This is a genomic window from Streptomyces sp. AK08-02 (genome assembly GCF_033795085.1).
In the GTDB taxonomy this organism is placed as follows: Bacteria; Actinomycetota; Actinomycetes; order Streptomycetales; family Streptomycetaceae; genus Streptomyces; species Streptomyces echiniscabiei.
Genome location: NZ_JARAZV010000017.1, coordinates 1 through 14,356, shown reverse-complemented (window position 1 = coordinate 14,356; position 14,356 = coordinate 1). Strand labels below are relative to the sequence as shown.

The 14,356-nt window shown below is 69.0% G+C and carries 11 protein-coding genes and 1 pseudogene; all 12 read left to right on the top strand.

Features of this window, described 5'->3' with window-relative positions:
• The first annotated feature begins 24 nt into the window (after positions 1-24).
• Positions 25-2,145, top strand: coding sequence for an excinuclease ABC subunit UvrC (gene uvrC / locus PV734_RS32415; RefSeq protein ID WP_319293250.1), 2,121 nt, complete (start codon positions 25-27; stop codon positions 2,143-2,145).
• The gene (gene rapZ, locus PV734_RS32410; protein WP_319093718.1) at positions 2,142-3,194 is read left to right on the top strand and encodes an RNase adapter RapZ; all 1,053 of its coding nucleotides are present in this window, start codon (positions 2,142-2,144) and stop codon (positions 3,192-3,194) included. Before uvrC ends, rapZ begins: the two co-directional genes overlap by 4 nt.
• Entirely contained in the window at positions 3,191-4,264 is a 1,074-nt protein-coding gene (locus tag PV734_RS32405) for a uridine diphosphate-N-acetylglucosamine-binding protein YvcK (protein WP_319093720.1), read from the top strand. The genes rapZ and PV734_RS32405 overlap by 4 nt, the downstream gene beginning before the upstream one ends.
• Positions 4,255-5,238 carry a DNA-binding protein WhiA gene (gene whiA, locus PV734_RS32400; protein WP_319093721.1) on the top strand — a complete coding sequence of 328 codons (984 nt, stop codon included), beginning with the start codon at positions 4,255-4,257 and terminating at the stop codon, positions 5,236-5,238. The genes PV734_RS32405 and whiA overlap by 10 nt, the downstream gene beginning before the upstream one ends.
• A gap of 167 nt (positions 5,239-5,405) precedes the next feature.
• Positions 5,406-8,357: a M14 family metallopeptidase gene (locus PV734_RS32395; RefSeq protein ID WP_319293248.1), complete on the top strand. Its 2,952-nt coding sequence runs from the start codon at positions 5,406-5,408 to the stop codon at positions 8,355-8,357.
• A gap of 232 nt (positions 8,358-8,589) precedes the next feature.
• Positions 8,590-9,594, top strand: coding sequence for a type I glyceraldehyde-3-phosphate dehydrogenase (gap, locus tag PV734_RS32390; protein ID WP_319093723.1), 1,005 nt, complete (start codon positions 8,590-8,592; stop codon positions 9,592-9,594).
• A 131-nt stretch (positions 9,595-9,725) separates the two neighbouring features.
• Complete coding sequence (locus PV734_RS32385) at positions 9,726-10,937, top strand: phosphoglycerate kinase (protein WP_319093724.1); 1,212 nt, start codon at positions 9,726-9,728, stop codon at positions 10,935-10,937.
• Between the two features lie 8 nt (positions 10,938-10,945).
• Complete coding sequence (gene tpiA / locus PV734_RS32380; protein ID WP_319093725.1) at positions 10,946-11,722, top strand: triose-phosphate isomerase; 777 nt, start codon at positions 10,946-10,948, stop codon at positions 11,720-11,722.
• A gap of 123 nt (positions 11,723-11,845) precedes the next feature.
• Entirely contained in the window at positions 11,846-12,082 is a 237-nt protein-coding gene (secG, locus tag PV734_RS32375) for a preprotein translocase subunit SecG (RefSeq protein WP_006373292.1), read from the top strand.
• A 244-nt stretch (positions 12,083-12,326) separates the two neighbouring features.
• Positions 12,327-12,662: an RNA polymerase-binding protein RbpA gene (locus PV734_RS32370; RefSeq protein WP_078077905.1), complete on the top strand. Its 336-nt coding sequence runs from the start codon at positions 12,327-12,329 to the stop codon at positions 12,660-12,662.
• Positions 12,663-12,795: 133 nt separating this feature from the next.
• The gene (locus PV734_RS32365) at positions 12,796-14,025 is read left to right on the top strand and encodes an MFS transporter (RefSeq protein WP_319093902.1); all 1,230 of its coding nucleotides are present in this window, start codon (positions 12,796-12,798) and stop codon (positions 14,023-14,025) included.
• 44 nt (positions 14,026-14,069) lie between these two features.
• Positions 14,070-14,356, top strand: a pseudogene (locus PV734_RS32360) (glucose-6-phosphate isomerase); the annotation flags it as partial.

The following is a 14,356-nucleotide window of genomic DNA, read 5'->3' as shown; positions in this document are numbered from 1 at the left end:
CACCCCGCCAGTAGGGTGTGAGACATGGCCGACCCCTCCAGCTACCGCCCCAAGCCGGGACAGATCCCGGACTCTCCCGGGGTGTACAGATTCCGCGACGAGCACCGCCGGGTGATCTATGTCGGGAAGGCGAAGAGCCTGCGTCAGCGCCTGGCCAACTACTTCCAGGATCTGACCGGTCTCCACCCGCGCACCCGCACGATGGTCACCACGGCCGCCTCGGTGGAGTGGACGGTGGTGTCCACGGAGGTGGAGGCGCTCCAGCTGGAGTACTCCTGGATCAAGGAGTACGACCCCCGTTTCAACGTCAAGTACCGCGACGACAAGAGCTACCCGTATCTCGCGGTGACGATGAACGAGGAGTACCCGCGCGTGCAGGTGATGCGCGGTCAGAAGCGCAAGGGCGTGCGCTACTTCGGGCCGTACGGCCACGCGTGGGCGATCCGCGACACCGTGGACCTGCTCCTGCGCGTCTTCCCGGTGCGGACCTGCTCGGCCGGAGTCTTCAAGAACGCCGCCCGCACCGGTCGCCCCTGCCTCCTCGGCTACATCGGCAAGTGCTCGGCGCCCTGCGTCGGGCGGGTCACCGCCGAGGAGCACCGTGAACTGGCCGACGACTTCGGCGACTTCATGGCCGGCCGCACGGGGACGTACATCCGCCGGCTCGAACAGCGGATGACGGAAGCGGCCGAGGAGATGGAGTACGAGCGGGCGGCCCGGCTGCGTGACGACATCGAGGCCCTCAGGAAGGCCATGGAGAAGAGCGCGGTCGTGCTCGCCGACGCGACCGACGCCGACCTGATCGCGGTGGCCGAGGACGAGCTGGAAGCGGCCGTCCAGATCTTCCACGTCCGCGGTGGGCGGGTGCGCGGCCAGCGGGGCTGGGTGACCGACAAGGTCGAGGAGATCACCACCGGGGCACTGGTCGAGCACGCCCTCCAGCAGCTCTACGGGGAGGAGAAGGGCGACTCCGTACCCAAGGAGGTCCTTGTCCCCGCGCTGCCGGACCCCGTGGAGCCCGTCCAGGAGTGGCTGGCGGAGCGCCGTGGATCCGGGGTCTCGCTGCGCATCCCGCAGCGCGGCGACAAGAAGGCCCTCATGGAGACCGTGCAGCGCAACGCACAACAGTCGCTCGTCCTGCACAAGACCAAGCGCGCCTCCGACCTGACGACCCGCTCGCGCGCCCTGGAGGAGATCGCCGAGGCACTCGACCTGGACAGCGCCCCGCTGCGGATCGAGTGCTACGACATCTCCCACCTCCAGGGCGACGACGTGGTGGCCTCGATGGTCGTCTTCGAGGACGGCCTGCAGCGCAAGAGCGAGTACCGCCGCTTCCAGATCAAGGGCTTCGAGGGACAGGACGACGTCCGCTCCATGCACGAGGTGATCGGCCGCCGCTTCAAGCGCTACATCGCCGAGAAGGAGAAGACCGGCGAATGGGCGGACGGCCAGGAATCCGGCCAGGAGTCCGGCCCGGGAACCGGTCAGGAGCCCGGCAGGGAACCCGGCGGAGAGCTGAAGGACGACGAGGGACGGCCGAAGCGGTTCGCCTATCCGCCGCAGCTCGTCGTCGTCGACGGCGGACAGCCGCAGGTTGCCGCCGCCCAGCGGGCACTGGACGAACTGGGCATCGACGACATCGCCGTCTGCGGCCTCGCCAAGCGCCTGGAGGAGGTCTGGGTACCCGGCGAGGACGACCCGGTGATCCTCCCCCGTACGAGTGAGGGTCTGTATCTGCTCCAGCGCGTCCGTGACGAGGCCCACCGCTTCGCGATCACCTATCAGCGCGTCAAACGGGCCAAACGCTTCCGGACAAGCCCCCTGGACGACGTGCCAGGCCTCGGCGAAACCCGGAAACAGGCGCTGATCAAGCATTTCGGCTCGGTGAAGAAGCTGCGGTCCGCCACAATCGACCAGATCCGCGAGGTTCCCGGCATAGGCCTCAAGACGGCCGAGACGATCGCCGTCGCCCTCGCACAGGCGGCCCCGGCCGCGCCCGCCGTGAACACGGCGACCGGAGAGATCATGGATGACATGGCAGACACACCGGACACGCAGGACGGGGCACCCGGGACGAGGGCGGATGCCCCGGGGGAGCCCGTAGCCGCGGGCGCCCCGGACGAGCGACGGGGGCAGGAGAAATGACCGAGCACGAGACACCGAAGGCCGAGATCACAGCGGACGGCCTGACAGGTCACAAGGAAGCGGGCGATGATCGCTCGCGGCACGCCGAGGGCCCGGCACCGGGCGAGACGGCGGGCCAGGCACCACCGGGCCAGGAAGACGGAGAGCAAGTGGGTACGGGCATCGAGACAGCCGGGACCGCCGAGGCGGCCATCCCAGAGCTGGTGATCATCTCCGGTATGTCCGGAGCCGGCCGTTCGACGGCCGCCAAGTGTCTGGAGGACCTCGGCTGGTTCGTCGTCGACAACCTGCCGCCCGCGCTGATCCCCACCATGGTGGAGCTCGGCGCCCGCTCCCAGGGCAACGTCGCCAGGATCGCGGTCGTCGTCGACGTACGAGGCAGGCGCTTCTTCGACAATCTCCGTGAGTCGCTCGCCGATCTGGCGGTGAAGGGCGTCACCCGGCGGATCGTCTTCCTGGAGTCTTCGGACGACGCCTTGGTGCGCCGTTTCGAGTCGGTCCGCCGGCCGCACCCCCTTCAGGGCGACGGCCGCATCGTCGACGGCATCGACGCCGAGCGCGAACTGCTGCGCGAGCTGCGTGGCGACGCCGACCTGGTGATCGACACCTCCAGCCTCAACGTGCACGAACTGCGCGCCAAGATGGACGCCCAGTTCGCCGGCGACGAGGAGCCCGAGCTGCGGGCCACGGTGATGTCCTTCGGCTTCAAGTACGGCCTCCCGGTCGACGCCGACCTGGTCGTGGACATGCGGTTCCTGCCCAACCCGCACTGGGTCCCGGAGCTGCGCCCGTACACCGGCCTCAACGAGGAGGTGTCGGCGTACGTCTTCAACCAGCCCGGCGCCAAGGAGTTCCTCGACCGGTACGCGGAGCTGCTGCAGCTCATCGCCGCCGGATACCGCCGCGAGGGCAAGCGCTACGTGACGATCGCGGTCGGCTGCACCGGCGGCAAGCACCGTTCCGTCGCCACCTCCGAGAAGCTTGCCGCCCGCCTTGCCTCGCAGGGTGTGGAGACCGTGATCGTGCACCGGGACATGGGACGGGAATGACGGGACGTAAACCGCGGCTGGACAGGCTGCGCCGGCTGACGGCGACCTCTGAGGGCCGCGCGGGCCGGCCCGTCGAGGCCCGTGGCGCCAGGCCGCGCCGCCGGGGCGCCCAGCCCAAGGTCGTCGCCCTGGGCGGCGGCATGGGCCTGTCCGCCTCCCTCGCCGCACTGCGCCGGATCACCGGCGACCTGACCGCTGTCGTCACCGTGGCCGACGACGGCGGCTCCAGCGGCCGTCTGCGCGACGAGCTGGGCGTCCTGCCGCCCGGCGACCTGCGCAAGGCACTGGCCGCCCTGTGCGGCGACGACGACTGGGGCCAGACCTGGGCCCGAGTCATCCAGCACCGCTTCCAGTCCAAGGGCGAGCTGCACGAACACGCGGTCGGCAACCTGCTGATCGTCGCCCTGTGGGAGCAGCTCGGCGACCACGTCCAGGCCCTCGACCTGGTCGGAAGGCTGCTGGGCGCGCACGGCCGGGTCCTGCCGATGTCCGCCGTACCGCTGGAACTGCAGGCTCTGGTGAAGGGCCACGACCCGGATCGGCCCGACGATGTCGACACCGTACGGGGACAGGCGAACGTCGCGTTGACGCCGGGTGAGGTACAGACCGTGCACCTCGTGCCGCACGACCCGCCCGCGGTCCCGGAAGCCGTCGCCGCCGTCCTGGACGCCGACTGGGTGGTTCTCGGGCCAGGATCCTGGTTCTCCTCCGTGATTCCGCACCTCCTGGTGCCCGAGCTGCTGGAGGCGCTCACCGAGACGAAGGCCCGCCGGGTACTCTCGCTGAACCTCGCGCCGCAACCCGGAGAAACCGAAGGCTTCTCACCGCAGCGTCATTTGGAGGTTTTGGGACGACACGCCCCTAAACTCGCCCTGGACGTGGTGCTGGCCGACGAGGCCGCCGTGCCCGACCGCGACTTGCTGACCGATGCCGCCAAGCGGTTCGGTGCCGCGGTCGAGCTGGCGCCGGTGGCCCGGACCGACGGATCTCCTCGGCACGATACGGAGCTGTTGGCCGCCGCGTACGACCGTATTTTTCGGATGCATGGAAGGATCGGCCCATGGCGATGACGGCAGCGGTGAAGGACGAGATTTCCCGGCTCCCCGTCACCCGTACCTGCTGCAGGAAGGCGGAGGTCTCCGCCATTCTGCGGTTCGCCGGCGGCCTCCACCTGGTGAGCGGGCGCATCGTGATCGAGGCGGAGCTGGACACCGCGATGGCGGCCCGTCGGCTCAAGCGGGACATCCTGGAGATCTTCGGCCACAGTTCCGAACTGATCGTGATGGCGCCCGGCGGACTGCGCCGCGGCTCCCGTTACGTGGTCCGGGTGGTCGCGGGCGGTGACCAGCTGGCCCGCCAGACAGGGCTCGTGGACGGCCGTGGGCGCCCGATCAGAGGTCTGCCCCCTCAGGTGGTCTCCGGGGCCACCTGTGACGCGGAGGCGGCCTGGAGAGGCGCCTTCCTGGCCCACGGCTCGCTCACCGAGCCGGGACGTTCCTCGTCCCTGGAGGTGACCTGCCCCGGCCCCGAGGCAGCGCTCGCCCTCGTCGGCGCCGCCCGACGGCTCTCGATCGCCGCCAAGGCCCGTGAGGTGCGGGGTGTCGACCGGGTCGTCGTCCGTGACGGGGACGCGATCGGCGCCCTCCTCACCCGGCTCGGCGCGCACGAGTCCGTGCTGGCCTGGGAGGAGCGGCGGATGCGCCGGGAGGTCCGCGCCACCGCGAACCGCCTGGCCAACTTCGACGACGCCAACCTGCGACGCTCCGCGCGCGCGGCCGTCGCCGCCGGCGCCCGGGTGCAGCGCGCGCTGGAGATCCTCGCCGAGGAGGTCCCCGAGCACCTCGCGGCTGCCGGACAACTGCGTATGGAGCACAAGCAGGCCTCCCTGGAGGAGCTCGGCGCCCTCGCCGATCCGCCGCTGACCAAGGACGCCGTCGCGGGCCGGATCCGCCGACTGCTCGCCATGGCCGACAAGCGGGCCCAGGACCTGGGCATTCCGGGGACGGAGTCCAACCTCACCGAAGAGATGGCCGACGCGGGCTGACGGAGCCTCACACACGGCTGACCGACCCTCATCACGCCGGTGCCGGTACCCACTTGGGTGCCGGTATCGGCGTTTGTCAGTTGTTGGCGCCCCCTTGACTGGATCATGAACTGTCATGAGCCTGGCATCTGGCCCGCCACTGCGGCGGACCATCGCTAGGGGGGTACATGAGACGCAGAGCGAGAACGATCCTCGCCGCCGGCGCACTCCTGCTGGGCGGCGCGGGACTCGCGCCCGTCGCCGTGGCCGCGGAGGACGCCGGCACACCCGGCGCCGACGAGGTCAAGGTCTTCCGGGCCGAGGTCACGAAGGCGCAGATACCCCTGCTGCTCGCGGCCGGCCAGGACGGTCACGAACTCGGGGAGCAGGCACCGGACAAGGGCACGGCCACGGTCGAGGTCTACCTGACCGACAAACAGGCCGACCAGCTGGAGGACAAGGGCGTCGATCTCAAGGAGCACACGCTCACGGCGAAGGCACGCGCGCGCGTGGCCGCCGCCGGTGACGGTGTCTTCCGGCCGTACAGCGGGGCCGGGAACCTCAAGGAGGAGATCCTCCGGACCGCACAGAAGAACCCGGCCCTGACCAAGGTCGTCTCCATCGGCAAGACCCTTCAGGGGCAGGACATCCTGGCGCTCAAACTGACCAAGGGCGCGAAGAAGTCCAAGGACGGGGCCAAACCGTCCGTCCTGTACATGTCCAACCAGCACGCGCGTGAATGGATCACGCCGGAGATGACCCGGCGGCTGATGCACTACTACTTGGACAACTACTCCAAGGACCGGCGCATCAAGAAGATCGTCGACTCGACCGAGCTGTGGTTCGTCCTGTCGGCGAACCCCGACGGCTACGACTTCACACACCGGGCCGACGGCGAGCGCCAATGGCGCAAGAACATGCGGGACGTCAACGGCGACGGCGCCACCACCATCGGCGACGGCGTCGACCTCAACCGCAACTTCGCCTACAAGTGGGGCTACGACAACGAGGGATCGTCCCCGTTCCCCACCAGTGAGACCTACCGCGGTGCCGGCCCGGGCTCGGAGCCCGAGACCAAGGCCCTGGACGCCTTCGAGAAGCGCATCGGCTTCAAGTACGGCATCAACTACCACTCCGCCGCCGAACTCCTCCTCTACGGAGTCGGCTGGCAGGTGGCCTCGCCGAGCCCCGACGACGTCCTCTACAAGTCGCTCGCCGGTACACCGGAGAACTCCGCGATCCCCGGCTACCACCCCCAGATCTCCTCCGAGCTGTACACCACCAACGGCGAGGCGGACGGCCACGCCGCCAACGTCAACGGCACGGCGATGTTCACCCCGGAGATGTCGACCTGCCAGACCGTGTCGAACCTCTATCCGGACGACGCCTGGAACGCGGCCGACTGTGCGTCGGTCTTCACCTTCCCGGACGACGAGAAGCTGATCCAGCAGGAGTTCGCCAAGAACGTCCCGTTCGCCCTGTCGGTCGCCGAGTCCGCGGCCAGGCCCGACCAGCCGAAGTCCTCCGTCGGCATCGCCGCCCCGGACTTCACCCCGGCACCCTTCACCACCTCGTACTCGCGTGGCGCCGACCAGGAGGTCTCGGTCGTCGCACGCAGGTCCGTACTCCACAAGGAACTCAAGTTCCGCGTCAACGGCGGCCGTACGCAGAGCAAGGCGCTCAAGGCGTGGAAGGGCGGCGAGACCTTCGGCGGTGACGACAACCTGTACTTCGACGAGTACCGCGCCAAGGTGACCGACGGCGACCCGGGCGACAAGGTCGAGGTCTGGTACACCGGCAGGACGAAGGACAAGAAGCGCAGCGAGAGCACGCACTTCACGTACACGGTCGCCGAACGGCCGCGCGCCGACACACTCGTCGTCGCCGAGGAGGGCGCGACCGCCACGCAGGCGCAGACCTACGTCGACGCGCTGAAGGCCAACGGCAGGCAGCCGCTCGTCTGGGACGTCGCCGCCCTGGGCGCGCCCGACGCGCTCGGTGTGCTCCGCCACTTCAGGACGGTTGTCCACTACACGGGCGCCGTACGACCGGGCAACGCCACCCAGCTGCAACTGCGTGCCTACCTCAACGAGGGCGGCAAGCTGGTCGAGGCCGGCGAGAGCGCCGGCGGATCCGTCGACCTCGGCGGGGGCACCCTGTCGAACGACTTCAGCCAGTACTACCTGGGCGCCTACTCCCGTACGACCCTGCCCTCGGTCACCGCCTTCAACGGCTCCGGAAAGCTCACCGGCGTCAACGGCGCCCTCGGAGACGCGCCGGGCAACCCGCTGAACGCGGCCGGGTCCTTCAGCGTCACCTCGGACAACCTGTCCGGGACGACCTTCCCGCAGTTCGCCAGCGCGGGCGCGGGCGGCTACCCCGGGACCCCCAACCCGTACGGACCGTACGCGGGCTCCTCCATGGCGGCCGTCACCCACAGCGACTACGCCTGGAACCGCCTCGCCCGCACCATCGACCTCACCGGGGTGAGCGCGGCGGACGCGCCCACCTTCCGTACCCAGCTCCTGTGGGACACCGAGGAGGGCTACGACCACGCCGTACTCGAAGCCCACACGGCGGGTGCCGACGACTGGACCACGCTCCCGGAGAAGGGCGGCGCGACCAGCACCACCGTGCCCGCCGAGTGCGAGGCCGGGTTCTTCATCCAGGGCCACCCGGCGCTCACCCGCTATCTGACCCTCGCCTCGGGCAGCTGCACGCCCACCGGCACCAGCGGCTCCTGGAACAGCTTCACCGGGGCCTCCGCGGGCTGGCAGGAGGTCAACTTCGACCTCTCCGCCTACGCCGGCAAGAAGGTGGAGATCTCGCTCAGCTACATCACCGACCCCGGCTCCGGCGGACGCGGCGTCCTCGCCGACAACGCCACCGTCGTGATCGGCGGCACGCCGGGAGCGGTCGAGGGCTTCGAGACGTCCCTGGGCGCCTGGAGCGTCCTCGGCCCGCCCGCGGGCAGCCCCGCGGTCATCAAGAACTGGGGCCTGGCGGGCGAGCTGTTCAAGACGTACGGGGCGGTCTCCACCGGCGACACCGTGCTGCTGGGCTTCGGCCTGGAGCATGTCACCACGGCGGCCGACCGCAAGGCGCTCCTCGGCAAGGCGCTCTCCGCACTGAAGAGCTGAAGAACTGATCAGCCACCGTTTCATCGGATGATCGCACCGATTTCGATCGGGTAATCGCGGTGCAAAACCTGGGCGGTCCGTACCCCTACTGACGGGTACGGGCCGCCCTGCCGTGTATGGGGCATCTCGATGTCACCACCGGCGCCGCAGAGAGGTAGGGTCGTAGGCGGTCGGGGACATCCCATACAACTCGCCGGCACGTAAGCCGGCGTACCAACGAGGAGATCGGTTCGTGACGATCCGCGTAGGCATCAACGGCTTTGGCCGCATCGGTCGTAACTACTTCCGCGCGCTGCTGGAGCAGGGTGCTGACATCGAGATCGTGGCTGTCAACGACCTGGGTGACACCGCGACCACCGCTCACCTGCTCAAGTACGACACCATCCTGGGCCGTCTCAAGGCCGAGGTGTCGCACACCGCCGACACGATCACGGTCGACGGTCACACCATCAAGGTGCTCTCCGAGCGCGACCCGGCCGACATCCCCTGGGGTGAGCTGGGCGTCGACATCGTCATCGAGTCGACCGGCATCTTCACCAAGAAGGCCGACGCCGCGAAGCACATCGCCGGTGGAGCCAAGAAGGTTCTCATCTCGGCTCCGGCCTCGGACGAGGACATCACGATCGTCCTCGGCGTCAATGAGGACAAGTACGACGCGGCGAACCACCACATCATCTCCAACGCCTCCTGCACCACCAACTGTGTGGCGCCGATGGCCAAGGTTCTCCTGGAGAACTTCGGCATCGTCTCGGGCCTGATGACCACGGTTCACGCCTACACGAGCGACCAGCGTCTGCAGGACTTCCCGCACAAGGACCTGCGCCGCGCCCGCGCCGCCGCCGAGAACATCATCCCGGCGAGCACCGGTGCGGCCAAGGCCCTCGGCGTGGTCATCCCGGAGCTGTCGGGCAAGCTCAACGGCATGGCGATGCGGGTGCCGGTCCCGACGGGATCCGTCACCGACCTGGTCGTCGAGACGGAGCGCGTGGTGACCAAGGAAGAGGTCAACGCCGCGTTCCAGAAGGCCGCCCAGGGCCAGCTGAAGGGCTACCTGACGTACACCGAGGACCAGATCGTCTCCTCGGACATCGTCAGCGACCCGTCGTCCTGCACCTTCGACTCCTCGCTGACCATGGTGCAGGGCAACAGCGTGAAGATCATCGGCTGGTACGACAATGAGTGGGGCTACTCCAACCGCCTCGTCGACCTGACGGTCTTCGTCGGCAACCAGCTCTGAGTACCGGAGCAGGCACTTCGATGTGAGCACAGGGCTCGGGCAACGCGACGCGGCGTTGCCCGAGCCCTGTGGCGCGTGTTGATCGATCCAGCCCCTCCCGTACCAAAGAGCCCTCCTTAGGAGTCCCCTTCATGAAGACGATCGACGAACTCCTCGCCGAAGGAGTCGACGGCAAGCGGGTCTTCGTCCGCGCCGACCTGAACGTGCCGCTGGCCGACGGAGTCATCACCGACGACGGCCGTATCCGGGCCGTCCTGCCCACCGTGAAGGCCCTCGCGGACGCAGGCGCCAAGGTCCTCGTCGCCTCCCACCTGGGCCGCCCCAAGGGCGCCCCGGACCCTGTCTTCTCGCTGCTGCCCGCCGCCGAGCGCCTCGGTGAGCTGCTGGACGCCCCCGTGGCCTTCGCCCAGGACACCGTGGGCCCCGCCGCCCACGCCGCCGTGGACGGCCTCCAGCCAGGCCAGGTCGCGGTCATCGAGAACCTGCGCTTCAACGCCGGCGAGACGTCGAAGGACGACACCGAGCGCGGCGAGTTCGCCGATCAGCTCGCCGCCCTGGCCGATGTCTACGTGGGTGACGGCTTCGGCGCCGTACACCGCGGACACGCCTCGGTCCTCGACCTGCCGGCCCGCCTGCCGCACTACGCCGGCTACCTCATCGCCACCGAGGTCGGCGTCCTCAAGAAGCTCACCGAGGACGTCAAGCGGCCCTACGTCGTCGTCCTCGGCGGCGCCAAGGTCTCCGACAAGCTCGCCGTCATCGACCAGCTCCTCGGAAAGGCCGACCGCATCCTCATCGGCGGCGGCATGGTGTTCACGTTCCTCAAGGCCAAGGGGTACGAGATCGGTGCCTCTCTCGTCCAGGAGGACCAGCTCCCGGCCGTCAACGAGTACATCGAGCGCGCGGAGAAGAACGGCGTCGAGCTGATCCTCCCCGTCGACGTGCTGGCCGGCCCGTCGTTCCCGGACCTGAAGACCAAGGCCCCCGCGAACCCCGCCACCGTGGCCGCGGACGCGATCCCCGCCGACCGGATGGGCCTGGACATCGGTCCGGAGTCCAGCACGTTGTACGCCTCGAAGCTCGCCGACGCCGGCACCGTCTTCTGGAACGGTCCCATGGGCGTCTTCGAACACCCCGACTACGCCGAGGGCACCAAGGCGGTCGCCCAGGCCCTCCTCGACTCCCCGGCCTTCACGGTCGTCGGCGGCGGAGACTCCGCCGCCGCCGTGCGCATCCTGGGCTTCGACGAGAACGCATTCGGCCACATCTCGACCGGCGGCGGCGCCTCCCTCGAATACCTTGAGGGCAAGACGCTTCCCGGTCTCGCCGCACTGGAAGGCTGACCCCGCACATGACCACTCGCACGCCCCTGATGGCGGGCAACTGGAAGATGAACCTCAACCACCTTGAGGCCATCGCCCACGTCCAGAAGCTCGCCTTCGCCCTCGCGGACAAGGACTACGAGGCCTGTGAGGTCGCGGTCCTGCCGCCCTTCACCGACCTGCGTTCCGTACAGACCCTGGTCGACGGCGACAAGCTCAAGATCAAGTACGGCGCCCAGGACATCTCCGCGCACGACACCGGCGCCTACACGGGCGAGATCTCCGGCCCGATGCTGGCCAAGCTCAAGTGCACCTACGTGGCGATCGGCCACTCGGAGCGCCGCCAGTACCACAACGAGACCGACGAGCTCGTCAACGCCAAGGTGAAGGCCGCCTACAAGCACGGCCTCACCCCGATCCTGTGCGTCGGCGAGGAGCTGGAGGTCCGCGAGGCGGGCAACCACGTCTCCCACACGCTCGCGCAGGTCGAGGGCGGCCTCAAGGACGTCACGGCCGAGCAGGCCGAGACGGTCGTCATCGCCTACGAGCCCGTCTGGGCCATCGGCACCGGCAAGGTCTGCGGCTCCGACGACGCCCAGGAGGTCTGCGGGGCGATCCGCGCGAAGCTCGCCGAGCTCTACTCCCAAGAAGTCGCCGATGCCGTACGCATTCAGTACGGCGGCTCGGTGAAGTCCGGGAACGTCGCCGAGATCATGGCGAAGCCCGACATCGACGGCGCGCTGGTCGGCGGTGCCTCGCTGGACGCCGACGAGTTCGTCAAGATCGTCCGGTTCCGCGACCAGTGAGTATGCGCTAGAGGCGATCCGTCGTACTCTTGCGGGGCCGAAACCAGTATTTGGTGCGCCTGGCGTTCCGAATGAGGGTTTCGGCCCAGTCGTCCATCAGAATCCGAGGAAGTTGGTCCAGCCGTGGTTTTGGGGTTCTCGATCGCCCTGATCGTCTTCAGCCTGCTGCTGATGCTGCTGGTGCTGATGCACAAGGGGAAGGGCGGCGGCCTCTCCGACATGTTCGGTGGCGGTATGCAGTCGTCCGTCGGCGGCTCCTCGGTCGCCGAGCGCAACCTCGACCGCATCACCGTGGTGATCGGCCTGTTGTGGTTCGCGTCCATTGTCGTACTCGGCATCCTGATGAAGGTGAACAACTGATCAGCGGCTGACACCGGTCGTCAAATACCGGTACGACAGCACATTACGCACGCACATTCCGCACGTAAGGCCCCATGTTCGGTACGCCCTGCCAAGGGCGGCCTATCATGGGGCTTGCGTCTTGGTGCAGGGCCTGTAACTCCAAGCACTGGACGCGCGTTGGGCCTTACGTAGACTGAGGCGCTCGCAACGAAGCGAAAACGCCGACTCGCTTCGCGGCACCATTACGCAGGGAGTTACGACCGTGGCAAGTGGCAACGCGATCCGAGGAAGCCGGGTCGGGGCGGGGCCGATGGGCGAGGCCGAGCGTGGCGAGTCCGCGCCGCGTCTGCGCATCTCCTTCTGGTGCTCCAACGGACACGAAACGGTGCCCAGCTTCGCCAGCGACGCGCAGGTCCCCGACACCTGGGACTGTCCGCGCTGCGGCTTTCCCGCCGGACAGGACCGGGACAACCCGCCGGACCCGCCGCGCACCGAGCCGTACAAGACGCACCTGGCGTACGTACGGGAACGGCGCAGCGACGCGGACGGCGAGGCGATCCTCGCCGAGGCCCTCGCCAAACTGCGGGGCGAGATCTAGTGGTTGACGGCCGGCCAGGCACCGAAAGGTGCCTGGCCGGAGCCGTTTGACGGGGCGTCGGCCACCGGCGCCCCGACCGATTGTCAGTGGCGCCCTCTACGGTTTGTGAATCGGCGAACCGCGAGGGGGAATGGTGACGACGGTCGAGGTGGCGGGAGCGCGTGTGCCCGCGTGGCGCGGGGGGTTCGGGCGGTTGTGGAGCGCCGCCGTGTTCTCCGGTTTCGGCGACGCGCTGCGCACGGCGGCACTGCCCCTGCTCGCCACGACACTCACCGAAAACCCCCTGCTCATCGCCTCCGTGACGGCCTGCGGCTATCTGCCCTGGCTCGTCTTCGGACTGCTCGGCGGGGCCGTCGCGGACCGGGTCGACCAGCGGCGCGCCATGTGGACGGTCGATGCGCTACGAGGGCTGCTGGTCGCCTGTTTCGCCGTGGCCGTCGGCCTCGGGCACGCCTCGATCGGGCTGTTGGTCGCGCTCGCCTTCGCGCTGACCACCCTTCAGACCCTCTTCGACAACGCCTCGACGGCCCTGTTGCCTGCCCTGGTCGACAAGGAGGCGCTGGGCGGCGCGAACGCCCGCCTGATGACCGGTCAGCGCGTCGCGGGCGGTCTGCTGGCCGCTCCGGTGGTGCCTGTACTGCTCGTGCTGGGTACGGCCGTTCCGTTCGCGGCCGATGCCGTCACCTTCCTGGTCGGCGCGGCCCTGGTCGCCTCGCTGCGCCCCGACGCGCCCGCGCGGACGCCGAGACCGGCGGGAAGCACCCTGCGCGCGGAGATCGCGGCGGGCCTGCGCGCTCTGTGGCACGACGGGCCGCTGCGTGGCCTGTGCGCGGCCACGGCACTGTGCAATGTCGGCATGGGCGCCCTCATCGCCACGATGGTGCTTTTGGTGACCGGCTGGCTGGACGCGGGTAACGGAGGATACGCGGCGGCGATGACCGCGTACACGCTCGGCAGCCTCGTCGGCGGTGCGCTGAACGGTCGGCTCGTGGCCCGGCTCGGGCGGATACGGGCCGTCGTGCTCGCCGGTACGGTGCAGATCGGGGCGCTGGTCGTCATGGGGTCGGTGCGCAGCCTGGCCGCGCTGGTCGTCGCTCTGGCGGTGTTCGGGCTCATGGGGATGGTGTGGAACGTCAACACGACGACCCTGATGCAGAGCCGCAGCCCCGCCGCGATGCTGGGTCGGATCAGCTCGGCCTTCCGTACGCTCGCGGTCGCCGGAGCACCACTTGGTGCGCTGCTGGGCGGGGCCGTCGCGGCGGCGTGGGGACTGAACACGCCGGCACTGCTCGCCGCCGCTTTCTTCGTGCTGTCGGTCGCCGCACTGATACCGGCGCTGAAGTCGGACGTATCTGTAGGTTGAGACCGGTAGCGGGGGCCCAGGCACGGAAGAGGCGGAAGTCCGAGATGAACGCAGACAGCCGTAGCAGGCTCAACCAGGCGCCCGAGTGGACGGCTCTGGCCAAGCATCGTGAGGAGCTGACGGACACCCATCTGCGGGACCTGTTCGCCGCCGACCCCGGGCGCGCGGAGCGGTACGCCGTACAGGTGGGCGACCTGCACATCGACTACTCCAAGCATCTGGTCACGGACGGGACTCTCGCTCTCCTCCAGGAACTGGCCGTCGCGACGGGCGTGTTCGGGTTGCGGGATGCCATGTTCCGGGGTGAGAAGATCAATATCACCGAGGACCG